General features: G+C 61.5%; 20 protein-coding genes and 2 tRNA genes. 14 read left to right on the top strand and 8 right to left on the bottom strand.

Going from position 1 to position 21,656, the window contains the following annotated elements:
- Positions 1 to 431: 431 nt before the first annotated feature.
- A complete protein-coding gene (locus M5B99_RS23060) occupies positions 432 to 1,121 on the top strand; it encodes a peptidase C39 family protein (protein WP_248806224.1) in 690 nt (229 codons plus the stop codon).
- A 22-nt stretch (positions 1,122 to 1,143) separates the two neighbouring features.
- On the opposite strand, the gene M5B99_RS23055 is transcribed toward M5B99_RS23060, so the two are convergent.
- The gene (locus M5B99_RS23055) at positions 1,144 to 2,427 is read right to left on the bottom strand and encodes an NAD(P)/FAD-dependent oxidoreductase (protein ID WP_248806223.1); all 1,284 of its coding nucleotides are present in this window, start codon (positions 2,425 to 2,427) and stop codon (positions 1,144 to 1,146) included.
- 185 nt (positions 2,428 to 2,612) lie between these two features.
- Between M5B99_RS23055 and M5B99_RS23050 the strand changes: the two genes are divergently transcribed.
- From M5B99_RS23050 to M5B99_RS23040, 3 genes are all read left to right on the top strand, one after another.
- Positions 2,613 to 2,689 (top strand) — tRNA-Val (locus M5B99_RS23050).
- A gap of 159 nt (positions 2,690 to 2,848) precedes the next feature.
- A tRNA-Val gene (locus tag M5B99_RS23045) sits at positions 2,849 to 2,925 on the top strand.
- A 303-nt stretch (positions 2,926 to 3,228) separates the two neighbouring features.
- Positions 3,229 to 4,008, top strand: a complete 780-nt coding sequence (locus M5B99_RS23040) for an NADPH-dependent FMN reductase (protein ID WP_248806222.1) — start codon at positions 3,229 to 3,231, stop codon at positions 4,006 to 4,008.
- Between the two features lie 87 nt (positions 4,009 to 4,095).
- Here M5B99_RS23040 and M5B99_RS23035 read toward each other — a convergent pair whose 3' ends face one another.
- A complete protein-coding gene (locus M5B99_RS23035) occupies positions 4,096 to 4,968 on the bottom strand; it encodes an SPFH domain-containing protein (RefSeq protein ID WP_248806221.1) in 873 nt (290 codons plus the stop codon).
- A gap of 356 nt (positions 4,969 to 5,324) precedes the next feature.
- Here M5B99_RS23035 and M5B99_RS23030 point away from each other — a divergent pair, with 356 nt between their 5' ends.
- Together M5B99_RS23030 and M5B99_RS23025 are read left to right on the top strand one after the other, a co-directional pair.
- Entirely contained in the window at positions 5,325 to 5,777 is a 453-nt protein-coding gene (locus M5B99_RS23030; protein ID WP_248806220.1) for an SRPBCC family protein, read from the top strand.
- A 206-nt stretch (positions 5,778 to 5,983) separates the two neighbouring features.
- Positions 5,984 to 6,526, top strand: a complete 543-nt coding sequence (locus M5B99_RS23025; protein ID WP_248806219.1) for a hypothetical protein — start codon at positions 5,984 to 5,986, stop codon at positions 6,524 to 6,526.
- 81 nt (positions 6,527 to 6,607) lie between these two features.
- Here the strand turns inward: M5B99_RS23025 and M5B99_RS23020 are convergent, their stop codons facing one another.
- Positions 6,608 to 8,554, bottom strand: coding sequence for a DNA topoisomerase III (locus tag M5B99_RS23020; RefSeq protein WP_248806218.1), 1,947 nt, complete (start codon positions 8,552 to 8,554; stop codon positions 6,608 to 6,610).
- A 334-nt stretch (positions 8,555 to 8,888) separates the two neighbouring features.
- Here M5B99_RS23020 and M5B99_RS23015 point away from each other — a divergent pair, with 334 nt between their 5' ends.
- The 5 genes from M5B99_RS23015 to M5B99_RS22995 all read left to right on the top strand — a co-directional run bounded on the left by M5B99_RS23015 (position 8,889) and on the right by M5B99_RS22995 (position 13,408).
- On the top strand, positions 8,889 to 9,533 hold the full coding sequence (locus tag M5B99_RS23015) for a hydrolase (protein WP_248806217.1): 645 nt from the start codon (positions 8,889 to 8,891) through the stop codon (positions 9,531 to 9,533).
- A 70-nt stretch (positions 9,534 to 9,603) separates the two neighbouring features.
- A complete protein-coding gene (locus tag M5B99_RS23010) occupies positions 9,604 to 10,431 on the top strand; it encodes an alpha/beta fold hydrolase (RefSeq protein WP_248806216.1) in 828 nt (275 codons plus the stop codon).
- Between the two features lie 81 nt (positions 10,432 to 10,512).
- The gene (locus M5B99_RS23005; protein ID WP_248806215.1) at positions 10,513 to 10,947 is read left to right on the top strand and encodes a DoxX family protein; all 435 of its coding nucleotides are present in this window, start codon (positions 10,513 to 10,515) and stop codon (positions 10,945 to 10,947) included.
- Entirely contained in the window at positions 10,944 to 11,519 is a 576-nt protein-coding gene (locus M5B99_RS23000; RefSeq protein WP_248806213.1) for an antibiotic biosynthesis monooxygenase, read from the top strand. Before M5B99_RS23005 ends, M5B99_RS23000 begins: the two co-directional genes overlap by 4 nt.
- Positions 11,520 to 11,569: 50 nt before the next feature.
- Positions 11,570 to 13,408, top strand: coding sequence for an amidohydrolase (locus M5B99_RS22995; protein ID WP_248806232.1), 1,839 nt, complete (start codon positions 11,570 to 11,572; stop codon positions 13,406 to 13,408).
- A gap of 28 nt (positions 13,409 to 13,436) precedes the next feature.
- Here M5B99_RS22995 and M5B99_RS22990 read toward each other — a convergent pair whose 3' ends face one another.
- From M5B99_RS22990 to M5B99_RS22970, 5 genes are all read right to left on the bottom strand, one after another.
- Complete coding sequence (locus M5B99_RS22990; RefSeq protein WP_248806212.1) at positions 13,437 to 15,029, bottom strand: DHA2 family efflux MFS transporter permease subunit; 1,593 nt, start codon at positions 15,027 to 15,029, stop codon at positions 13,437 to 13,439.
- Positions 15,026 to 16,174, bottom strand: a complete 1,149-nt coding sequence (locus tag M5B99_RS22985; RefSeq protein WP_248806197.1) for an HlyD family secretion protein — start codon at positions 16,172 to 16,174, stop codon at positions 15,026 to 15,028. Before M5B99_RS22985 ends, M5B99_RS22990 begins: the two co-directional genes overlap by 4 nt.
- A 7-nt stretch (positions 16,175 to 16,181) precedes the next feature.
- Complete coding sequence (locus M5B99_RS22980) at positions 16,182 to 16,715, bottom strand: winged helix-turn-helix transcriptional regulator (protein WP_248806195.1); 534 nt, start codon at positions 16,713 to 16,715, stop codon at positions 16,182 to 16,184.
- A 289-nt stretch (positions 16,716 to 17,004) separates the two neighbouring features.
- Positions 17,005 to 17,286, bottom strand: coding sequence for a DUF2790 domain-containing protein (locus tag M5B99_RS22975; protein ID WP_248806189.1), 282 nt, complete (start codon positions 17,284 to 17,286; stop codon positions 17,005 to 17,007).
- Between the two features lie 199 nt (positions 17,287 to 17,485).
- Positions 17,486 to 17,833 (bottom strand): bacteriocin, encoded by a 348-nt coding sequence (locus M5B99_RS22970; RefSeq protein WP_248806187.1) that lies wholly within the window; start codon positions 17,831 to 17,833, stop codon positions 17,486 to 17,488.
- Between the two features lie 700 nt (positions 17,834 to 18,533).
- On the opposite strand from M5B99_RS22970, the gene fae reads away from it, so the two are divergent.
- The 3 genes from fae to M5B99_RS22955 are packed head-to-tail and all read left to right on the top strand — an operon-like array spanning position 18,534 to position 21,521.
- A complete protein-coding gene (gene fae, locus M5B99_RS22965) occupies positions 18,534 to 19,046 on the top strand; it encodes a formaldehyde-activating enzyme (RefSeq protein WP_248806186.1) in 513 nt (170 codons plus the stop codon).
- A 10-nt stretch (positions 19,047 to 19,056) separates the two neighbouring features.
- Complete coding sequence (locus M5B99_RS22960; protein ID WP_248806185.1) at positions 19,057 to 20,091, top strand: aldo/keto reductase; 1,035 nt, start codon at positions 19,057 to 19,059, stop codon at positions 20,089 to 20,091.
- Complete coding sequence (locus M5B99_RS22955) at positions 20,088 to 21,521, top strand: NAD-dependent succinate-semialdehyde dehydrogenase (RefSeq protein WP_248806184.1); 1,434 nt, start codon at positions 20,088 to 20,090, stop codon at positions 21,519 to 21,521. Before M5B99_RS22960 ends, M5B99_RS22955 begins: the two co-directional genes overlap by 4 nt.
- The last annotated feature ends 135 nt before the right edge of the window (positions 21,522 to 21,656 follow it).

The following is a 21,656-nucleotide window of genomic DNA, read 5'->3' as shown; positions in this document are numbered from 1 at the left end:
CGCCTGGATTCAGGCGGCCTTTCTCGTTAAAAACCATCAGTGGGCAGTGACAGTACGGGCCTGGGGCTGTTCCGCGGCTTTGGGCTGCGCAGGCAGGGTAGGGGGGTGGTGACGACGGGAGATTCTCAGGACTCCCCACAACATGGCCGCTGCGACGCTCACCCAGCCGAGCACCAACAGTGCAATTATCGCTACAAGGCTCATCAGTGCCTCCTTCGCCCGTTCGGGTTCACTCACGCCGTCTTCCTATATGCCCAGTCTAGACGTTGCTGTGTTTCAGTCCATTGATCAAAGGTCGTGTGGGGTCAGTCATTTCGCTCTATCGCGTCAGCCAATCTGCAATGAAAGGCTATACCCTCGTTCGTGTGCGACCTATGATCAAGGGCCCTGCCAGGTGTTGAACGGCCTGGCGATTGACCAAGAGAGTGAAGATGTTCAAGGGATCAACAGGTTTGCGAACGGTACCGGGGCGGCGCTTGTGGCTGGTGGGCGCATTGTTGCTGGGGTTGGGCGGTTGTGCCGGCGGTGGGGTTTCGCCTGACGTCCGGCAACTGCCGGAGCGAGTTGAACTCAATGCCGTGCCGTTCTTCCGTGGTGAGGCCTATCAAGGCGGCACCATGGCACTGGCCACTATGCTCTCGCAGCAGAGTGTCAGTGTGACACCGGGGTTGTTGGAGAAGCCGTTGAAGTTGCCGGGGGCCGAGGACGGTCTTGAGCGCAACATGCAGGTCCTGGCGCGCGAGTACGGTATGGTGGTGTATCCACTGGACCCTGAGTTGTCGGCATTGCTGGCCCAGGTGGCGGCCGGCTATCCGGTCATGGTGCGGTTCAGCGAGGGCCGGGTCTGGTCGACCCCGCGCTATGCGGTGCTGATCGGTTACAACCGAACCAAGCAGACCGTACTGTTGCGCTCGGGCATGAGTCCTCGGACACCGATGAAGTTCGGCGCGTTTGCTTCGGCCTGGAAGGATGCCGGCAGTTGGGCGGTGCTGATCCAGGCGCCGACGCAATTGCCGGCCCAGGTTGATCGGCAGCGCTGGCTGAAAGCTGCCGGCGACCTGGCCCAGGCCGGCCAGGAGCAGGCGGCGGCCCAGGCAACGAAGGCCCTGGCCGGGCACTGATGGCAGTCTTTGCTACGGGCAGCTAAACCCCCAGCTTGTCCCGCAAGGTGTAATACCAGGCTCCCAGGGCGGTGAATGGCGTGCGCAGCAATTGGCCGCCGGGGAAGGGGTAGTGCGGCAGGTCGGCAAAGGCGTCGAAGCGCTCGGCCTGGCCGCGCAGGGCTTCGGCCAGCACCTTGCCCGCCAGGTGGGTATAGGTCACGCCATGACCGCTGCAGCCCTGGGAGTAATAGATGTTGTCCCCCAGGCGCCCGACCTGCGGCAGGCGCGACAGCGTCAGCAGGAAGTTGCCGGTCCAGGCGTAGTCGATCTTCACATCCTTGAGCTGCGGGAAGGCCTTGAGCATTTTCGGCCGGATGATCGCCTCGATATTGGCCGGGTCCCGTGCGCCATACACCACGCCGCCACCAAAGATCAGGCGCTTGTCGCCGGAAAGACGGTAGTAGTCCAGCAGGTAGTTGCAGTCCTCGACGCAGTAGTCCTGGGGCAGCAGCGATTTCGCCAGCGCATCGCTCAGCGGCTCGGTGGTGATCACCTGGGTGCCACAAGGCATCGACTTGGCGGACAGTTCCGGCACCAGGTTGCCCAGGTAGGCGTTGCCGGCGACGATGATGAACTTGGCCCTGACCTTGCCTTGTGGGGTATGCACCACGGGGTTGGCACCGCGTTCGATACGCACTGCCGGCGATTGCTCGTAGATCGCCCCGCCCAGGGACTCGACCGCGGCCGCTTCGCCCAGGGCCAGGTTCAACGGGTGGATATGGCCACCACTCATATCGAGCATGCCGCCCAGGTACTGGTCGCAACCGACCACTTCGCGAATACGCCGCTCGTCCAGCAGCTCCAGTTGGGTATGGCCGTAGCGTTCCCAGAGCTTCTTCTGGGATTCGAGATGACCCATCTGCTTTTTGGTAATGGCGGCAAATACGCCGCCATCCTTGAGGTCGCACTGGATGTTGTACCTGGCCACCCGCTCGCGAATGATCCGGCCACCTTCAAAGGCCATCTGCCCGAGTAACTGCGCTTGCTTGGGAGCGACGCTGCGTTCGATGACGTCGATATCACGGCTGTAGCTGTTGACGATCTGCCCGCCGTTACGGCCCGACGCACCGAAGCCGACCTTGGCGGCCTCCAGCACCGTGACCCGCAAACCGCTCTCCAGCAGGAACAGCGCGCTGGACAGCCCGGTATAACCGGCACCGATCACGCACACATCGGTCTCGACGTCATCCTGCAAGGCAGGTCGTTGAGGAGCCGGGTTCGCCGAAGCAGCGTAATAGGACTGGGGGTAGGGGGTGTTCGCCATCCTGCAACCTCTGTTTTATATTTTTTACGAGTGGCCAGATCGTACCTTAGATGAAATACCCTCGCCAGCCATCCGGGAAAAAGCCGGTTTGTCCGCGATTCAGTAAAAAATACGCGTATTCAAAGGGTTAGCGAAATAAAGGGGTTGACACCTTTGAGAAAATCCGCAAAATGTCGCCCCACAGCAGGCACGTAGCTCAGTTGGTTAGAGCACCACCTTGACATGGTGGGGGTCGTTGGTTCGAGTCCAATCGCGCCTACCAAACAAAATCCGCTCTGCTGGGCGGTCAGAAAGGGTCAACCGAAAGGTTGACCCTTTTCGTTTTCCGGGTGTTCACTAAAAAATACGCATATTCATAGGCTTAGCGGAAGGAAAAGGGGTTGACAGCCTTTCGGAAATCCGTAGAATGCCGCCTCACAGCAGGCACGTAGCTCAGTTGGTTAGAGCACCACCTTGACATGGTGGGGGTCGTTGGTTCGAGTCCAATCGCGCCTACCAAACAAAATCCGCTCTGCTGGGCGGTCTGGAAGGGTCAACCGAAAGGTTGGCCCTTTTTTGCGTCTCGTGTATGACGAGTTTTCTCGCACATCGAATCCGTACCTGGCAGGCCGTCCCTGCAGCGGTTTGGTAGTCGAGCCACGCCTTTCTTGAAATACCGCCACACATTCGGTTGGTTGACCGCCGCCCATCTTTCTCTAAAAATCCATTCTCAAACGTTGGGCTTTTTACTTACCCTCAATGGACTTCGGTGGTGGGCGTCAGGGTAGACGCGTTCTGCTACGTTTTACGCAAGTATGCGGCATGGACAATAAAACGATTCGCTGGGTGTCTGACTCGGTGGCTGGCTTGGGGGCTGGAGCGGCGATCACCGGCTTTTCGACTTTGTACCTTTTGGCTGGGGACGAAACTCTAGTTTCTGTTCCGGCGCTGGTCGATATTCGCAGACTCCCGGACAATGGGCTCATGAGTGTCGAGCTTCACAAGTGCCCGCCATTGAGCGGACTTTTCTTTCCTGGGCCTTTCGGTTGCATCGGGGTATCAATGGTTCGGTTACTGGCAGTTTCCGGGAGCCTTCGGGCGGCCTCTTCAAATTCCTCGCTACTTCGTGCCGCCGAGAGGCTCAGTCCGCAAGGAATGGTGATCCAGCATTATCTGGATGTGGGGCAGTTGCCGCATTTCGACCCGGACCTGGCCGACAAACCTCCGGAAATCGTGCTGGCGTTGCGCGAACTGATCGGTCGGGCGGATGGCGTTCTGATTTCTTGTCCCGAATATGCGCGGGGTATTCCAGGGGCGTTCAAGAACGCGCTGGATTGGCTCGTGGCCAGTCACGAATTTCCCGGTAAACCCGTGGCGTTGTTCAATGCATCACCGCGGGCGAGTCATGCCCAGGCGGCGCTCAGGCTGGTGCTGGAAACGATGTCAGCCACTATCGTCGAACCAGCATCGATTACCGTGAATCTGCTGGCCAAAGATATGGATGAAGCGGGCATTGCGGCGGACCCGCAGATTCGCCAACAAATCGTTTCAGCCCTGGAGGCATTCAAAGGCTGGATCGATGGAGAGGCCCAAGTCCCGTAGCTGCCGTCACTCGCCAAGTCGATGGGCTGGGAATGCCGCGATGCCCGTCATCCCTGACGTCCATCGCGGGCAGGCTGACTCCTGCAATCAATCGGACTTGCGGTCCTGCCGGACATCGATAAAGGGCAGGGTGCCACTTGGCAATACCGTCGTTGGCAACACTCCATTCCAACGCTCCGCCTTGGTCAACTCCACCAGGTTCTGGTTGCTTGCCAGTGCCTGGGCGCGGGCCTTGATCGCTTCGGCCTCGGCCCGACCACGCAGCTCGGTGGCCTGGGCATCGGCCTTGGCCTGTGCCAATTGGGCGTCAGCCTCGGCTTGTGCCTGGGTTACACGGATCTGTGCCTGGACCTGTTCGGTGGCCAGTTGCTGTTCGCGGGTCTTGACCTGCACTTCGGCGGCCATGCGCGCCTCAATGGCTTTTTCATAGGCATCGCTGAAGTCGATATTCTCGACTTGCACGCTGTCGATGATCACAGGTCCGGTGATCGACGCCTTGATCGCGGCAGAAATATCATTGACCAGTTGGACGCGGTTCTGCACGGCCGCCACGGCGTTGAACTGGCCGAAGACGTTCTCGACCTGGGTCGGGACCTGGCGGCTGATCAGCCGATCGCGGATGCCCTCGATATCCTTGAACTGGGTATACACCTTGGCCACATCCGAGGGGGCGACGTGCCAGGATACCGAGACCTTGAGTTGCGCCGATTGCTGGTCCTTGCTGTAGGCCTGGAGGTTTTCGTAAGCCGAGACCTGGCTCTGGGTGCTGATCAGTTTGACGGTCTCGATAAAGGGTGTCTTGAACGACAGTCCCGGGTCCACTACACCGACAAGTGCGCCGTTTCTCAGGAGTACGCCGCGCTCTGTTTCATCCACGGTGTACCAGCTGCCGAAAAACACGATGAGCAGGATCAGTGCAGCTGCACCGGCAGCCACGCTGCCGATCATATTGCGGGTCATATTTCGTTCCTTTGATGAACGAGCAAGCCATCCCTGAGCATGCTGCCAGCGTGTTCAGGGATCGCCCCCGTTGACATGGCCAATGGTTTCGAAGGCTGCCTCGTCGACCCTGATGGTCCCGGACGCCTGTCGAACCGCCCCTATCGGCGGCCCGATATGATAACGACTTGATCAGTTCCATTCTGAGAAATCACTCTCAGACTCTCAGGTAAGAGGGGCCGTTCAGTGATTTGTATCTACTCAATATAAGTGTGATAGATTCTTATTCTCATCGTTGAGCTGTTCCATTACAGGACGCAGTTGTTCCGAGACCCTTTCCATTCGGTTGCCCAATCGATCTGAAGAGCACGTGCTACATGCCCACATTGGAAAAGAACACGTTGATCAAGGGGCGCAGTTGCGCCGAAGTGTTTGATTTTTGCCTGGACGGCGCCAACTTCCCGAAGATTTTTCCGGAGCGTGTCACAGCGCTGGGCAAGATCGACATCGCCGACCTGCGTATCGAGCAGGGGCGTGAGTTTCGTTTCCGGCACTGGATGTTCGGCTTCATCCCCGCCAACTGGACGGTGCGCATTTGCGAGGTCAAGGATGGCCGGCACTTCATTGACGAGATGATCAAGGGGCCGCTCCGTGCCTTTCGCCATGAGCATCGGGTCGAGGCTGTCGAGGGTGGAACGTTGTATACCGACCGGGTCACTTACCAGGCCATTGGCGGTGCGGCGCTGGAGTGGCTGTTGGTTGATGCCTATATGAACCGCATTTTTGCGGCACGCCATCGCAATATGCGACAGCTGTTGGATATCACCTGACGAGCATGGCCATCCGATCGGTTGGGTTCGACCGCCGAGGACTTTTTTGCCGCGTTCTTTTTTGGGGGCGCTGTCAGACCTAACGCTGAAAGCCGTCGATTTCTGCGACGAGGGTGGGCTTTCAGCGGGGTGTCGGTTACGGAACCACTTCAGGCAAAGTGAGTCATAGCTATGTGCCATCTCGGCACTTCACAAGGACGCTAGTGATGCTCGCTCGTTTCAATCCCTCTCTCACGCTTCCCGCCACCGGCTTGTTTGTACTGCTGCTTGGCAGCTTGGCGCTACCGGCTCAGGCCGCCGTCGATGTCGGCGACTCCAGTGCCGAGTATTCCGATCACCTCGCTGCGACCCATGGCGTGGCGGGGCTCGGTTATGAGGTGCGCAACACCCACTTCACGGTTGACGATTTACAGAAGATGCAGGACCTGCAGAAACGTAATGCCGAGACACTGGATAGCCTGAACAAGATCATCAACGATCAGGCCCGTGCCATCGAGGAGCTCAAGCGCAACAGTAGCTCCGGCTCCAGTTCGAATAGCAGCGAGCTGTCCAGTCTCAAACGTAGCGTGAGCGATCAGGGTCGCAGTATCGATAAGCTCAGTCGCGAAGTGGACGATCTCAAGCGCAGCTCAAGCTCCAGTTCGAGTGCCAGTGACCTGTCCAGCCTCAAGCGTGATGTCAGTGATCAAAAGAGCGATCTGAACAACCTGAAGCGTAGCGTTGATGATTTGAGCCGAAAGGTGAAGTGACGAGTGCTCCGATAGCTCTCACTTAAGCCCGGACACTTGCTTGGACCGTTCCCACGCTCCTGTGTGGGAACGCTCGATTCGTCAGGAACCGGCCGCCGACTTCGGTGTACGCCGGGTCCTTGTGGTCTTGGCTCCCGCCGCCTTGCGCTTCTTCTTCCAGGGTGCCGCGCCTTGTCCTGCCATGCCGGCCGGCATTGTAATCTGCAACTTCAGCTCGACGCAGCGTCCCACCTGCTTGCTCATCCAGGCCGCCTGCTTGGCGACAAACTCTTCCAGGCTCATCTCGCCGCTTTGCACCATGTCCAGCGCCTGCTCCCAGATCGCCGTGGTGCCCGGGTCGGCAATCGCCCGTGGTACCGCATCGATCAGGCTGAAGGCCGCTGGGGTCGCTGACAGGCTTTTGCCGTGCTTGACCAGGTAGCTGCGATCGAGCAGGCCCTGGATAATGCCGGCGCGGGTGGCTTCGGTGCCGATGCCGGTGGTGTCCTTGAGTTTCTGTTTGAGGCGCGGGTCCTCCACATACCTGGCGACGTTTTTCATCGCCTTGATCAGGTCGCCTTCGGTGAAGGGTTTTGGCGGCTGAGTCCAGAGGTCCTTGAGGTCGATCCGGCTCAGCGCGCACTCGGTGCCTTCGCGCAACGCCGGCAAGGCCTGCGGCTCGGGGGCTTCGCGGCCCTTGGCCGGTGCCAGCGCTTCAGGCAGGGCACGTTTCCAGCCCGGTTCGACGATCTGTTTACCCACGGCCCGCAATGCCTGCTGCGCACAGTCGAAATCGGCCTGGGTCCGGTCGTATTCGTGATTGGGCAGGAACTGCGCCAGGTAACGGGCGCGAATCAGGCTGTAGACGGCGCGTGGCTTGCCCTGCAATCGCTCAAGGCTGGCGCCGCTGCCCGTCGGGATGATGCCGTGGTGGGCGGTGACCTTGGCGTCGTTCCAGGCTCGCGAGCGGCGCGTCGGATCGAGATACGGCGCCAGTTTGTCCAGGCTCGGATCGGCCCGTTCCAGTGCCGCCAGGACCCGGCTCGCGTCGCCGTGTTGGCTCAAGGGCAGAAAGCCGCAATCGCTGCGCGGGTAGGTGATGACCTTGTGGGTTTCGTACAGCGCCTGGGCAATGTCCAGAGTCTCCTGGGCGCCCAGCCCGAGCCTTTTCGAACAGACTTCCTGCAAGGTGCCGAGATCGAAGGGCAGGGGCGCAGCCTCGCGGATCCGCTCCGTCTTGAGCTTCACCACCCTGGCGCTGGAAGCCGCGCCCATGGCGCTCGCGGCCTGTTGGGCGAGGGTCTGGTCGAGGCAACGGTCCTGGTCGTCACAGGCGTCCTGCGGTGCGCGCCACTGCGCAATAAAGGGCTGGCCGTCGTGCAGCAGATGTACGTCGATCGCCCAGTAAGCTATCGGCACGAAGTCGGCGATGCTGCGGTCGCGGTCCACCACCAGACGCAGGGTCGGGGTTTGTACGCGCCCCACCGGCAGCACGCCCTGGTAGCCGGACTGGCGTCCTAGCAGGGTGAACAGGCGGCTCATGTTCATCCCGATCAGCCAGTCGGCCCGCGAGCGGCCCAGGGCCGAGTGATAGAGCGAAAAGGTTTCGCTACCAGGCTTGAGTGCTGCCAGCGCCTTGCGGATAGAGGCGTCGTCCAGAGCCGACAGCCAGAGTCGCTGGATCGGCCCGCGATAGCGACAGTGCTCCACCAGTTCACGGGCGATCATTTCCCCTTCGCGGTCGGCATCGGTGGCAATCACCAGTTCCGTAGCCTCGCCCAGCAGGCGCTTGACCGCCTTGTACTGGCTGGCAGTCTTGGGCTTGACCTGCATCTTCCATTTTTCCGGAACGATCGGCAGGTCGGCCAGCACCCAGCGTTTGTAGCGGGCGTCATAGGCATCCGGTGGGGCGGTTTCCAACAGATGGCCGATGCACCAGGTGACGGTGGCATTCGGACCCACCCAGCAGCCGTCGCCACGCCGCGTGGCGCCGAGCACGGCGGCAATGTCTTTGGCCTGGGAGGGCTTCTCACAGAGGAACAACCGCATAACCACCTTGTTTCATCAGCATCTGGCAAGGACTACAGGATGCTCAGTGTTGGCGCGGCGGGCAACCTTTATCTGTATGTATATACAGTTTGTTTCGACTTTTCCGCCGAGCCGTGCCAAATAGACGCTGCTGTCAGTGAGCGGGGTGGAATTGGACGCAGATCGAAATGTACGTTTGTCCCTTATATGGAAACAATGATTCCTTATTTTGGTGGATTGTCCTGATTATGTCGGTGGCCTAAAGTTCATTCCAAGCCGGCAGCACATACGTCCAAGCGCAGAATGTGCCGAGCTACCAGACTACTCAGACTTTCGACAGCCAAAGGTACTTGCAATGTCTATCCGTGAACTGCTCAACCCAACCAACTCCACCCTGATCCTGATCGACCACCAGCCGCAGATGTCCTTCGGCGTGCAATCGATCGATCGCCAGACCTTGAAGAACAACACCGTGGGCCTGGCCAAGGCGGCGAAGATCTTCAACGTTCCGACGATCTTCACCTCGGTGGAAACCAAAAGCTTCAGCGGTTATATCTGGCCGGAACTGCTGGCGGTGCACCCGGACCAGCAGCCCATCGAACGCACTTCGATGAACTCCTGGGAAGACAAGAAGTTCGTCGAGGCGGTGAAGGCCACCGGTCGCAAGAAACTGATCATGGCCGCGCTGTGGACCGAGGTGTGCCTGAACTTCCCGGCCCTGGAAGCCATGGCTGAAGGTTTCGAGGTCTATATCGTCACCGACGCGTCCGGCGGCACGACCCAGGAAGCCCACGACATGTCCGTGCAGCGGATGATTCAGGCCGGTGCCGTACCGGTGACCTGGCAGCAGGTACTGCTGGAGTTCCAGCGTGACTGGGCACACAAGGAAACCTACGACGCGGTGATGGACCTGGTGCGCGAGCACAGCGGCGCCTACGGCATGGGTGTGGACTACGCCTACACCATGGTGCACAACGCGCCGCAGCGCCAAGCCAAATAGTGAAGTGAGTCGGGCGCGCTCGCCGCGCCCGACGCCTGAACCCCATCGATTGAAAGCAAGGAGACTTCCAATGAGCACTTTCACTACGCGCGATGGTAGCGAAATCTATTACAAGGACTGGGGCAGCGGCCAGCCGGTGGTCTTCAGTCACGGTTGGCCGTTGCAGGCTGACAGCTGGGAGGCGCAGATGTTTTTCCTGGCCTCCAAGGGGTATCGGGTGATCGCCCATGACCGCCGCGGCCATGGCCGTTCGAGCCAGCCGTGGGACGGCAACGACATGGATCACTACGCCGACGACCTGGCCGAACTGATCGAACGCCTGGACCTCAAGGACGCCGTGCTGTTCGGCTTTTCCACCGGCGGTGGGGAAATCGCGCGTTATATCGGTCGCCATGGCACCGGGCGCGTTGCCAAGGCCGGGCTGATCTCGGCCGTACCCCCGTTGATGCTCAAGACCTCGGCCAATCCGGGCGGTCTGCCACTGGAAGTATTCGATGGCATTCGCGCCGCAGCCCTGGCCGACCGTTCGCAGTTGTACAAGGACATCGCTTCGGGCCCGTTCTTCGGCTTCAACCGCCCCGGCGCCAAGGTGTCCCAAGGCATGATCGACTGGTTCTGGGTGCAGGGCATGCAAGCCGGGCACAAGAATGCCTACGACAGTATCAAGGCCTTCTCGGAAACCGACTTCACCGAGGACCTGAAAAAGTTCGATGTGCCGACGCTGGTGGTGCACGGCGACGACGATCAGATCGTCCCGATCGAAGCCGCCGGCCTGGCCTCGGCCAAACTGATTCGCAACGCCAAGCTACTGGTCTACCCGGGGGCGCCCCATGGCCTGACCGATACCCACAAGGACCGACTCAACGCGGATCTGCTGGCCTTTATCCAGGGGGAGTGACATCCCTTGCCGACGGCGTGGCACGCTGCGCCGCCAGCGCCAGACATCTTCTTTCATCGAGCCTTCACAGGGAGACCTGACATGGTCACTCGCCCCTTGTTGTTCTCTCGCGCTTCGGCGGACTGGGCGCTGCTCTGGCTGCGCCTGGCCGGTTCGGCGTTGCTGCTGCGGGTTCATGGCCTGCCCAAGCTGCTGGACTTCCAGCACCAGTTGAGCTTGATCGAAGACCCTTTCGGCCTGGGAGCGCACCTGACTCTGAGCCTGGCGATTTTCGCCGAAGTGTTGTGCCCGTTGCTGATCATCCTTGGTCTGCTGACCCGCCTGGCAACGCTGCCGGTATTGTTCCTGCTGCTGGTTTCGCTGGTGTGGGTGCACCCGGAGTGGAGCCTGACCGAAGGGCAATTCGCCTGGTTGCTGTTGATCGTCTTTGGCGCCGTACTGATCGGTGGCTCCGGGAGCATCGCCCTGGATCGGCGTTTCGCAGCCTTCACTCATCCGGGAAGCCTTCGCCCATGAATATCGAAATGCTCGACGGTGTGGTGACCCTGCTGGTCCGCCACCGGATCAAGACAGGCCAGGACCAGGCCTATGAAGCCTGGCTGCGGCGCATCGTCGCCATGGCTCGCAGTTATCCGGGGCACCTGGGGGTCGATGTGGTGCGGGGGCACAGCCAAGGGCAAACGTTGTTTACCAGCGTACTGCGGTTCACCTCTACCGAACAACTGCAACACTGGCTGGACTCCAATGACCGTCGTGAGTTGGTGGAAGAGGCCCAATCGATGCTGGCCGACGGCGACCAGACCGAGATCAACGCCGACCGCGAGTTCTGGTTCACCCCGGCCGAAGTCGGTTCGCCCAGTCCGGTGCCGCGCTGGAAACAGGCCTGCGTGACCTTCCTGGTGATCCTGCCGCTGAGTTTTGTCGTACCGCTGTTGTGGCGTCCGCTGTTCACGCTGCTGCCCTGGCTGGGCGGCTACGTGCAGGCCAACGTGCTGATCACCCTGAGCATCGTGCTGCTGGTGGTCTACGTGTTCATGCCCCGTGTGACTCGCCTGTTCAGCCGCTGGCTGCAGCCGGCAAACAACTGATTTCGCTGACCGCTACATTCCGTCAAGCAAGGAGAACTGATATGAACAATGTGATCGCTGACCTGATTCTGCACAATGGCCGCCTGTACACCGTCGACCGCGCCCAACCCAAGGCCACGGCGGTGGCGATCAAGGACGGTCGCTTTATTGCCGTGGGCAACGACGGCGAGGCCATGGCCTTGCGCGGCAGCGCCACCCAGGTGATCGACCTCAAGGGCCGCACCGTCATCCCCGGCCTCAATGACTCGCACCTGCACCTGATCCGTGGTGGCCTGAACTACAACCTGGAACTGCGCTGGGAAGGCGTACCCTCGTTGGTGGATGCGCTACGTCTGCTCAAGGACCAGGCCGAGCGGACTCCGGCACCGCAATGGGTGCGGGTGGTGGGCGGCTGGAACGAATTCCAGTTTGCCGAAAAACGCATGCCGACCCTGGAAGAGCTGAACAAGGCGGCGCCGGACACCCCGGTGTTTGTCCTGCACCTGTATGACCGCGCCTTGCTCAACCGGGCGGCGCTGCGGGTGGTTGGCTACAATCGCGATACGCCGAACCCGCCGGGTGGCGAGATTGTCCGCGACGCCAAGGGCGAGCCGACCGGCATGCTGATTGCCCGACCCAACGCGATGATTCTCTACTCGACCCTGGCCAAAGGGCCGAAGCTGCCTCTGGAGTATCAGGTCAACTCGACCCGCCAGTTCATGCGCGAACTCAACCGCCTGGGCGTCACCAGCGCCATCGACGCCGGCGGTGGTTTCCAGAACTACCCCGACGACTATGAAGTCATCAACGAACTGGCCGCCAAGCAACAGCTGACCGTACGGATCGCCTACAACCTGTTTACCCAGAAGCCCAAGGAAGAACTGGCGGACTTCAAGAACTGGACCAGCAAGGTGACCTACGGCCAGGGTGATGACTTCCTGCGGCACAACGGGGCAGGGGAGATGCTGGTGTTCTCGGCGGCGGATTTCGAGGATTTCCTCGAGCCGCGCCCTGACCTGCCACAGACCATGGAACAGGAACTGGAACCGGTGGTCCGCCATCTGGTGGAACAGCGTTGGCCGTTCCGCCTGCACGCCACCTATGACGAATCGATTTCGCGGATGCTGGATGTCTTCGAGGCGGTCAATCGGGATATTCCGTTCAATGGCCTGCCGTGGTTTTTCGATCACTGCGAAACCATCACGCCGAAAAATATCGAGCGGGTGCGGGCGCTGGGCGGCGGTATCGCCATTCAGGACCGCATGGCCTTCCAGGGCGAATACTTCGTCGAGCGTTACGGTGCCAAGGCCGCCGAAGCCACGCCGCCGATCAAGCGCATGCTGGCCGAAGGCGTGCCGGTGGGCGCCGGCACCGATGCCACGCGGGTGTCGAGCTACAACCCCTGGACCTCGCTGTACTGGATGGTCAGCGGGCGCACCGTCGGTGGGCTTGAGCTCTACCCCGAGGGGCTGCCACGGGAAACCGCGCTGGAGCTGTACACCCATGGCAGTGCCTGGTTTTCCTCGGAGCAGGGCAAGAAAGGCCAGATCAAGGTCGGGCAACTGGCGGACCTGGTGGCGTTGTCGGCGGACTATTTCAGTGTCGAGGCCGAGGCTATCAAGTGGATCGAGTCGGTGTTGACGGTGGTCGACGGCAAGGTAGTACACGCGGCGGGTGATTTCGACAAACTCGCGCCGCCGACGCTGCCGGTGACACCCGACTGGTCGCCGGTGGTCAAGGTGCCGGGACACTGGCGGCCGAACTCGCCGTTGCAGGCCCAGGTGCACCAGTGCAGCGGTCCTTGCGGGGTGCATGCCCATGGTCACGAGCGGGCGCGGATGTCGAGTGTGCCGGTCAGTGACTTTCAGGGTTTCTGGGGTGCTTTTGGCTGTTCGTGTTTCGCGTTCTGAGTCATGCGTATCGGTGTTTGCACCGGTTCTAATGTGCATCGGGTGACGCTGCCGCGGCAGGCGGCGGTTTCACCTTGTGCATCAGCGGAACCAGGGCCGTGGCGATGATGAAACAGACCATGATCACCAGGAAGGTATCGGCATAGCTCTGGGTCTGCGCCTCGCGATAGGCCAGTTGCCAGAGTTGCTGCAGGCTGGCGGTCAGGCCTTCGCTGCCAGTCTGGCCGAGGGTCGTGAAGTTACCGCCGACCGTGGTCATCCACTGGTTCAACGCTTCGTTGGTGCTGTTCAGGTGTTCGGCCAGCCGGTTGAAATGCAGGTTGGTCCGATCGTTGAGAATCGTCGCACAGGCGGCGATACCAATGGCGCCGCCCAGGTTACGCATCAGATTGAACAGGCCCGAGGCCTGTTTCAGGCGTGCCGGTGCCAGGGCGCCGAGGGTCAGGGTCACGGTGGGCGGCACGGCGAATTGCTGGGCCATGCCGCGCAGTGCCTGGGGCAGCATCAACTCCTTGCCACCCCAGTCATGGGTCAGCGGCGAGAAATCCCACATCGACACGGCAAACAGGCCCAACCCGACCATCATCAACCAGCGCAGGTCGACCCGGTTGGCAAAGAACGCGTACAGCGGAATCGCCGCCAACTGGAACAAACCGGTGGAGAACACCGCCAGGCCGATGTCCAGCGCGCTATAGCCGCGCACCCGACCGAGAAACAGCGGGGTGAGATAAATGGTCGCGAACAGCCCGATACCGGTGACGAAGGAGAAAAAGCAACCCAGAGCGAAATTGCGTTCCTTGAGTGCGCGCAGGTCGACCACCGGGTTGGCCACCATCAGGCTGCGGCTGACAAAGGCAAGCCCGGCCAGGCCGGAAATCCACGCGGTGGCGAGGATGGTACTGTCACTGAACCAGTTCCAGCGGGGGCCTTCTTCCAGGGTGTATTCCAGGCAGCCGAGAAATACCGCCATCAGCAGCATGCTCAGGTAGTCGGCGCCCTTGATCAGGCGCAGGTCGGGCTCGTCGATCCGCACCAGCATCGGCACCACCACGGCGACGAACACGCCAGGCACCAGGTTGATGTAGAACAGCCAGTGCCAGGAGGATATATCGGTGATCCATCCGCCTATCACCGGCCCGAGGGTCGGGGCCAGGGAGGCGATGGCGCCGATGGTCGAGGCGGCGATAACCCGCTGCTTGCCACTGAAGAACATGAACGCCGAAGTGAAGACCAGGGGGATCATCGAACCGCCGAGGAAACCCTGCAAGGCGCGAAACACGATCATGCTCTGGATATTCCAGGCCGCGCCGCATAGCAGGCTGGCCAGGGTGAAACCCACCGCCGAGGCGCAGAACAGCCAGCGCGTGGAAAACACCCGCGACAGCCAGCCCGACAGCGGGATCACGATGATTTCGGCGATCAGGTAGCTGGTCTGCACCCAGGCGGTTTCATCGGTACCGGCCGACAGTCCGCCGCCGATATCGCGCAACGAAGCGGAGACGATCTGGATATCCAACAGGGCGATGAACATGCCCACGCACAGGGTGGCAAAGGCGAACACCTTGACCGAGGTGCTCATCGACGCCGCGTCGAAAGGTATGGCCGGGGCGCGGGTACTCATGGTGTGCTGACCAGTTGGCTGGCGGCGCGTTCGTCGGCGGGGCGACCGGCGACACCCCTGGTGTTGTGCCGGGTATCGACTTCAGCGGTGACCGAAAGCCCTGGGCGCAGTTGCCCGAGCACACCGTCGGCCTGGTCGAGCATGACCCGGACCGGCACCCGCTGGACGATCTTGGTGAAGTTGCCGGTGGCGTTTTCTGGCGGCAACACGCTGAATTGGGCGCCGGTGGCCGGGGCCAGGCTGTCCAGGTGGCCGTGGAAGACCTTGCCGGGAAGCACGTCGGCGCGGATGGTCACGGCCTGGCCGGGAAGCATGTGGGTCAACTGGTCTTCCTTGAAGTTGGCGTCGACCCAGAGACCCTGTTGCGGCACTACGGAAAGCAACTGCGAGCCGGCCGCGGCAAAGGCACCGACCCGGGCCCGACGATTGCCGATCACGCCGTCCAGCGGCGCCCGCAGTTCGGTGTAGGAGAGGTTTAGGCGAGCCAAGTCGCGTTCGGCGACTGCCTGCATCAGTGCGGCCTTGGCCTGCAATTTCTGGGTCTCGATCACATCCACTTGGCGTTGATTGGCCAGCAGCGTGGCTTGCGCCTTGGCACTGTTGGCCTGGGCGGTCTTGAAGGTGGCATCGACCCGCTGGGCGCTTTCCACCGACACCGCCGAGCGGCCCACCAGGCTTTCGTAACGGGCGTGGTCGTTGCGCGAACGTACCGTTTCCGCATTGGCCGCATCGATGCCGGCCCGGGCCTGGTTGATCACGGCGTGTTGCAACTGCTCGGTGGCGTCGAGGTTGGCCAGTAGCGCCTGTTGGGCCGCTACCGCGCCTTCGGCCTTTTGCAGGGCGGCAACGTAGTCGCGGTCGTCGATCTTCACCAGCAGGTCGCCGGCATGGACGAACTGGTTGTCGGTGACTTTGAGCTCGGCGATATAGCCCGGCACTTTCGGCCCGATCACTGTCACATCGGCGCCGATATAGGCATCGTCGGTGCTTTCGATAAAGCGCCCGGCGGTCCACCAGTGCAGGCCGTAGAAAGCGGCGAAAACCAGTGCGCCAGTGGCCACCGTCAGCAGCAGAAGGCGCTTGAGAAGTAGTGGTTTTTTCTGAACGGCCAGTTCAGAAGCAGCGGCCGAGGACAGGTTGGTCATGGCGGAGTTACCGGTTGGCGGGGAGGGGGTGGGCGATATCAGGGGGCTGTCGCGCCGCCAGCTGGCGGCGTTTTTCAAAGCGCCGAAGCATGGGCTCGTCAGCCGCCGGGCCGGCCACCACCTTGTGTTGCCGGCTGATGGCCTGGCCGGTGCGCTTGTCGATCAGGGCCAGTTCGACCAGTTCGCCGCTGCCGTCGTCGACGAGTTGAGTGGCGGGGCCTTCGGGCGAGAGGTGCTTGTTGCCCCAGTCCATCAGGGTCAGCAACACGGGCCTGAAGTCCCGGCCGCGAGCGGTCAGCAGGTAGTCGAAGCGCGGCGGGGCATCGTTGTAGGCCTGGCGTTCGAGCAGCCCGCGTTCCACCAGGTCATTCAGGCGGCGGGTCAGGATGCTGGGAGCGATCCCGAGGCTTTCCTGAAACTGATCGAAACGGCTGAGACCGTAGAAAGCGTCCCGCAGGATCAGGATGTTCCACCACTGGCCGACCTGTTCAAGGCTGCGTGCCACGGGACAGTGCAGGTGGGCCAAGCTGGTCTTCTTCATCGTCAGGGCCTCGTAATGTGCCTGGTATTACGGGTGTAATATTATGACTGCAATGTATATTGGCGACTTTCAATTTGCAAGTCACTCCTTGCAAGTATTTTCAGACGGGGGATCAGGAGGGCGGAGGGGAGATTTGTGCAGGACGGGGTCACACGGGGACATGGGATCTTGGGAGCGCCGCCCAACCTTGTGGGAGCCGGCTTGCCGGCGAGGACGGTCGGATAGTCGACGCAGGACGTGCGGGCCTCATCGCCAGCAAGCCGGCTTGTGTCTTGCATCGGGCGGCTGATCAGCCGTGCTGGCAAGCATTGCCCAGGCGAATGAAGTTCAGTTCGTGGCGTACGCCCTGGGGGTCGACGTAGATCACATGCCCCTGCACCGGGCCACAATCGGACGCGGCGGCACTGTCGGCGCGCACGGCCTTGGCGATGTCGAGGTCTTCGGAATAATCATAGGGTTCGGCGTTGGCGCTGGCTGTTGCACCCTGGCCTTGGGGAGTAGTGCTTGCATCGCCTTGAGCGCTGGCAACCAGGCTGAACAGCGAGAGCAGGACAAACAGAAGGTATTTCATGGCGGTCTCCGGAAAGACATCCCCTCACCTGACGGTAGTGAGGCAGTGGCGCCATTTTACGAACGGTACCGGTGCCAGTAGAACGGATCCTTGCCGATAGCGGATATCAGCGTGATCGATACTGGGCAAAGGCAATGGGAACTGGAAAATACCGCAAAACGTGTAGGAGCCAGTCGGCTCCTACAATGAGCGCGTGATTTTACTTGCCGCCCAGGGCACCGCCGGCTGCGCCGCCGAGGCCGGCACCGATGGCTGCTCCGGTCTTGCCGCCCAACTGGTTGCCCAGCAGCGAACCGCCGGCTGCGCCGAGGCCACCGCCGATGGCGGCTTTGGTTTTCTTGCCTTTCTTGGCTGAAACCGCGCCACCGGCCGCGCCACCCAGGCCCGCACCGACGGCTGCGCCGGTGCTGCCGCCCATCTTCTGGCCCAAGACGTTGCCCAGGGCGCCGCCCAGACCACCGCCGACCGCGGCCTGTGTGCCGCCCGCCGCCATGGCGCCTTGGGCAAACAGGGCGCTGAGAGCCAGGACGGTAAGTGCTTTACGCATGTTGCAAACCTCGAAAGAAAATGGAGCGACAATTGTCGCCGTCCGCGGTTAGCGAAGCAAATACTGTTGTCGGTGATATCAAATCGGTCCACCGCTTCTTTCTGGAATAAAGAACACTGTTTGTGCCCCATTCTGGTTCACGCCAAGCCATGAAAAACATGTGGCTATTGAAGGGCTTATGTCAATAAGAATCCGAAAAGCATCTTGTTACAGATTGTCGCAGTGAGGTAATATGGTTCGGCGTTCACCTACCACGGTTTATGCATTTTTTAGCCCCAAGCGTCCATCAGCCGCTTGGGCTTTTTTTTGCCTGGAGTTTTCCGGGCGATGTCAGCTCGCAGCATTCCAAGGCCTGGAAACGCCGAAACGAAGGTAGCCTCCGAACAGGGCCGTGGGTATTGCGCGCTTGGACGTCAGGTGTTTTTCGGAGTATCGGCCGAATGTTTTCAGGGGGATGACTAAACCTCATGCCTCCATGACTTTTAATGGTTACAGCCCCCGCCAACCCCAGTGATAAAAAAGCGCAAACACCAGCTCACTCATAAAAACAAAGAGCGTTTGCACCATGACCCAGCCCCACTGCCGCGTCCTCGCCAGCTTCCTGCTGCGCTCTGCGTTTCCCGATTTTGACCGTTCGTGCCCCAGGGTGCGTACGCGTTTCTGATCACCCTCCATTCCCTGCGTCCGCGAGATAAAACCCATGAAAGAACAAGACCTGTACATCGGCGAAGGTTTCGAAGGCCCCGGCGTGAACGCTGCCCATATCAATATCCTGATCGGCCCGCGCAACGGTCCGGCCGGCCAGGCGTTCGCCAACAGCCTGGCGTCGCCGAGCCAGGGGCATTGCCCATTTATGGTGATCGCCCAGCCGAATATCCCGGTCAAGCCGATGACCCTCTACGTCAACAAGGCCGCCATCGACAGCGACTTCCACGGCAACGCCACCTGGGGTGCGTCCCAGGCCGGGATCGCCAAGGCCGTGCTCGAAGCCCTGCTCGACGGCAGCCTGCCGGCCGAAGCCGAGGACGAGTGGGCCATCGTCACCGCCAACTGGGTCAACCCTTCCTGCGATGACCTCGATGCCGTCTACCTGAACAACTACAACGCCTGCCGCACCGCGATCCGCGCCGCCCTGACCGGCCTGCCGGTGCGTGCCCAGCTCGCCGATGTGGTCGAGCACATCGCCAACCCTTTCTACACCCCGAAAGCCTGAGGTCCGCGCCATGCAATACATTCGTCTGGGCAATTCCGGCCTGCAGGTTTCCAAGCTGTGCCTCGGCACCATGAATATGGGCACGCCGGACTGGAAACCATGGATCTTCGATGAGAAGAAAAGCGAACCGATCGTCAGGCACGCGCTGGACAACGGCGTAAACTTCATTGACCTCGCGGACTTCTATTCCGCCGGAGTCGGCGAGGAGGTGGTGGGGCGCATCCTCAAGCGCCTGGCCCGTCGCGAGGACATCGTGGTGACCACCAAGGTCGGCTACGGCACCCGCAGCGGGATCAACGCCAGCGGCCACTCGCGCAAGCACATCATGGACAGCATCGACGCCTCCCTCAAGCGCCTGGACATGGACTATGTCGATGTCTTCATGCTGCATTACTTCGACGTGAACACCCCGGTCGAGGAAACCATGAGTGCCATGAACGACATCGTGCGTTCCGGCAAGGCTCGCTATATCGGGGTCTCGACCATGCTCACCGGGCAGTTGGCGAAGATCCTCATGGCCTGCGAGCGCAACGGCTGGGTCAAGCCGATCAACATGCAGCTGCAACTGAACTGCGCCTATCGCGAAGAAGAGCGCGAGATGCTGCCGTTCTGCCGTGACCAGGGCCTCGGCGTCTCGGTGTTCAGCCCGCTGGCCCGTGGCCTGTTGACCGGCGATGCGCAGTCGACCCGCAACCAGACCGACTTTTTCACCCAGCAGATGTATAGCGATGAAGCCTCCTTTGAAATCGCCCATTCGGTGCAGCGTGTCGCCCGCCGTCGCGGGGTCTCCAATGCGCAGATCGCCCAGGCCTGGGTGGTCAATCACCCGGGCGTGGATTGCATGCTGGTGGGCGCCGACACCACCGAGCAGTTCGACAGTGCCCTGGCGGCCCTGGAGACCCGCCTGGACGCCGACGAGCTGTACGAGCTGGAACGCAACTACACCCCGTGCGATGTGATCAACGATTACACCGCCGGCAAACGTATCCTGCGCTCGGCTCGTCCGGCCCAGGAAGCCTTCACCCTGACCGAGGCCATGGCATGAGCGAGTTGATCCGTACCGGTCACTACATCGACGGCCAATGGTCCAGCGGCGGAGCCACTTATCCGGTGCTGAACCCGGCCAATGGCGAGTTGATCGTCCATGTCCAACGCGACGGCGGCGAGGAAACCAACCTGGCGATTGCCGCCGCCGAGCGCGCCTTGCCGGCCTGGCGCAAGCTGACCGCCAAGGAGCGCAGCGTGCGCCTCAAGCGCTGGAGCGAATTGATGTTGAGCAATCAGCGCGAGCTCGCCGGCTTGCTCAGTCGCGAGCAGGGTAAGCCACTGGCCGAGGCCATGGGCGAAGTGGTCTATGCCGCCAGTTTCCTCGAGTGGTTCGGTGAAGAGGCCAAGCGTGCCTATGGCGATGTGATCCCGAGCCACAAGGCCGATGCGCGGATCATCGTCACCAAGGAAGCCATCGGCGTGGTCGCGGCGATCACCCCGTGGAACTTCCCGCTGGCGATGGTCACGCGCAAGGTCGGCCCGGCCCTGGCCGCCGGTTGCACGATGATTCTCAAGCCTTCGGAGGAGACGCCGCTGTCGGCCTTTGCCCTGGCGGTACTGGCGGAAGAGGCGGGGATCCCGGCCGGTGTGTTCAACGTCGTGTCCGGCGATGCGGTAGCTATCGGCGGCGCGCTGCAAGCCTCATCGGTGGTGCGCAAGCTGTCGTTCACCGGCTCGACCCGCACCGGCAAGCTGCTGATGCGCCAGGCCGCCGACACCTTGAAAAAGGTCTCGCTGGAGCTGGGCGGCAACGCTCCGTTTATCGTCTTCGACGACGCCGACCTGGACGCGGCGGTGAAGGGCGCGATGGCGTCGAAGTTCCGTAATACCGGGCAGACCTGTGTCTGCGTGAACCGCTTCTTTATCCAGGACGGTGTGTACGAGGCCTTCACCGCCAAGCTGGCGGAGGCGGTCAAGGCCCTGCGGGTCGGCCATGCGCTGGACGGCGAGACCGAGCAGGGGCCGCTGATCAACAGCGCGGCCTTGAGCAAGGTCGAGCAGCATGTCGGCGATGCGTTGGAGAAGGGCGCCAAGCTGTTGTGCGGCGGGCGTCGGCATGCCCTTGGCGGGACCTTTTTCGAACCGACCATCCTCACCGAGGTCGGCGACGGCATGCTGATCGCCCAGGAGGAAACCTTCGGTCCGGTAGCGGCGTGCTTCCGCTTCAAGGACGAGGCCGAGGTATTGCGTCGGGCCAATGACACGCCGTTCGGGCTCTCGGCGTATTTCTACAGCCGCGATATCGGCCGCGTCTGGCGCATGGCCGAGGGTCTGGAGGCCGGGATGGTGGGGATCAACGAAGGGATTATCTCCACCGAAGTGGCGCCGTTTGGTGGCATCAAGGAATCGGGCCTGGGACGTGAAGGTTCGCACTATGGCCTGGACGACTATCTGGAAATCAAATATCTGTTGATGGGCGGTCTCTGATACGCCACCAGTCTTTCCCTGTGGGGTGGGGCGCTCAAGGTCGAGGCGGTTGTGCCCGCTGAGGTGGTCAAGCCGATGAAGGCGGCGACCCTGTAGGCCCCTTCGCGGGCAAGCACCGCTCCCACAGGTTTTGTG

Origin of the sequence: Pseudomonas sp. MWU13-2100 (assembly GCF_023242365.1) — a bacterium.
In the GTDB taxonomy this organism is placed as follows: domain Bacteria; phylum Pseudomonadota; class Gammaproteobacteria; order Pseudomonadales; family Pseudomonadaceae; genus Aquipseudomonas.
The sequence above is the reverse complement of the archived record's forward strand: the minus strand, read 5'-3'. Positions and strand labels throughout refer to the sequence as shown.

What these genes read in the sequence shown, in the direction of transcription:
- M5B99_RS23060 (WP_248806224.1), top strand. Translation starts at nt 432, where the DNA reads ATGTTCAAGGGATCAACAGGTTTGCGAACGGTACCGGGGCGGCGCTTG.
- M5B99_RS23055 (WP_248806223.1), bottom strand. Translation starts at nt 2,427, where the DNA reads ATGGCGAACACCCCCTACCCCCAGTCCTATTACGCTGCTTCGGCGAAC.
- M5B99_RS23040 (WP_248806222.1), top strand. Translation starts at nt 3,229, where the DNA reads ATGGACAATAAAACGATTCGCTGGGTGTCTGACTCGGTGGCTGGCTTG.
- M5B99_RS23035 (WP_248806221.1), bottom strand. Translation starts at nt 4,968, where the DNA reads ATGACCCGCAATATGATCGGCAGCGTGGCTGCCGGTGCAGCTGCACTG.
- M5B99_RS23030 (WP_248806220.1), top strand. Translation starts at nt 5,325, where the DNA reads ATGCCCACATTGGAAAAGAACACGTTGATCAAGGGGCGCAGTTGCGCC.
- M5B99_RS23025 (WP_248806219.1), top strand. Translation starts at nt 5,984, where the DNA reads ATGCTCGCTCGTTTCAATCCCTCTCTCACGCTTCCCGCCACCGGCTTG.
- M5B99_RS23020 (WP_248806218.1), bottom strand. Translation starts at nt 8,554, where the DNA reads ATGCGGTTGTTCCTCTGTGAGAAGCCCTCCCAGGCCAAAGACATTGCC.
- M5B99_RS23015 (WP_248806217.1), top strand. Translation starts at nt 8,889, where the DNA reads ATGTCTATCCGTGAACTGCTCAACCCAACCAACTCCACCCTGATCCTG.
- M5B99_RS23010 (WP_248806216.1), top strand. Translation starts at nt 9,604, where the DNA reads ATGAGCACTTTCACTACGCGCGATGGTAGCGAAATCTATTACAAGGAC.
- M5B99_RS23005 (WP_248806215.1), top strand. Translation starts at nt 10,513, where the DNA reads ATGGTCACTCGCCCCTTGTTGTTCTCTCGCGCTTCGGCGGACTGGGCG.
- M5B99_RS23000 (WP_248806213.1), top strand. Translation starts at nt 10,944, where the DNA reads ATGAATATCGAAATGCTCGACGGTGTGGTGACCCTGCTGGTCCGCCAC.
- M5B99_RS22990 (WP_248806212.1), bottom strand. Translation starts at nt 15,029, where the DNA reads ATGAGTACCCGCGCCCCGGCCATACCTTTCGACGCGGCGTCGATGAGC.
- M5B99_RS22985 (WP_248806197.1), bottom strand. Translation starts at nt 16,174, where the DNA reads ATGACCAACCTGTCCTCGGCCGCTGCTTCTGAACTGGCCGTTCAGAAA.
- M5B99_RS22980 (WP_248806195.1), bottom strand. Translation starts at nt 16,715, where the DNA reads ATGAAGAAGACCAGCTTGGCCCACCTGCACTGTCCCGTGGCACGCAGC.
- M5B99_RS22975 (WP_248806189.1), bottom strand. Translation starts at nt 17,286, where the DNA reads ATGAAATACCTTCTGTTTGTCCTGCTCTCGCTGTTCAGCCTGGTTGCC.
- M5B99_RS22970 (WP_248806187.1), bottom strand. Translation starts at nt 17,833, where the DNA reads ATGCGTAAAGCACTTACCGTCCTGGCTCTCAGCGCCCTGTTTGCCCAA.
- fae (WP_248806186.1), top strand. Translation starts at nt 18,534, where the DNA reads ATGAAAGAACAAGACCTGTACATCGGCGAAGGTTTCGAAGGCCCCGGC.
- M5B99_RS22960 (WP_248806185.1), top strand. Translation starts at nt 19,057, where the DNA reads ATGCAATACATTCGTCTGGGCAATTCCGGCCTGCAGGTTTCCAAGCTG.
- M5B99_RS22955 (WP_248806184.1), top strand. Translation starts at nt 20,088, where the DNA reads ATGAGCGAGTTGATCCGTACCGGTCACTACATCGACGGCCAATGGTCC.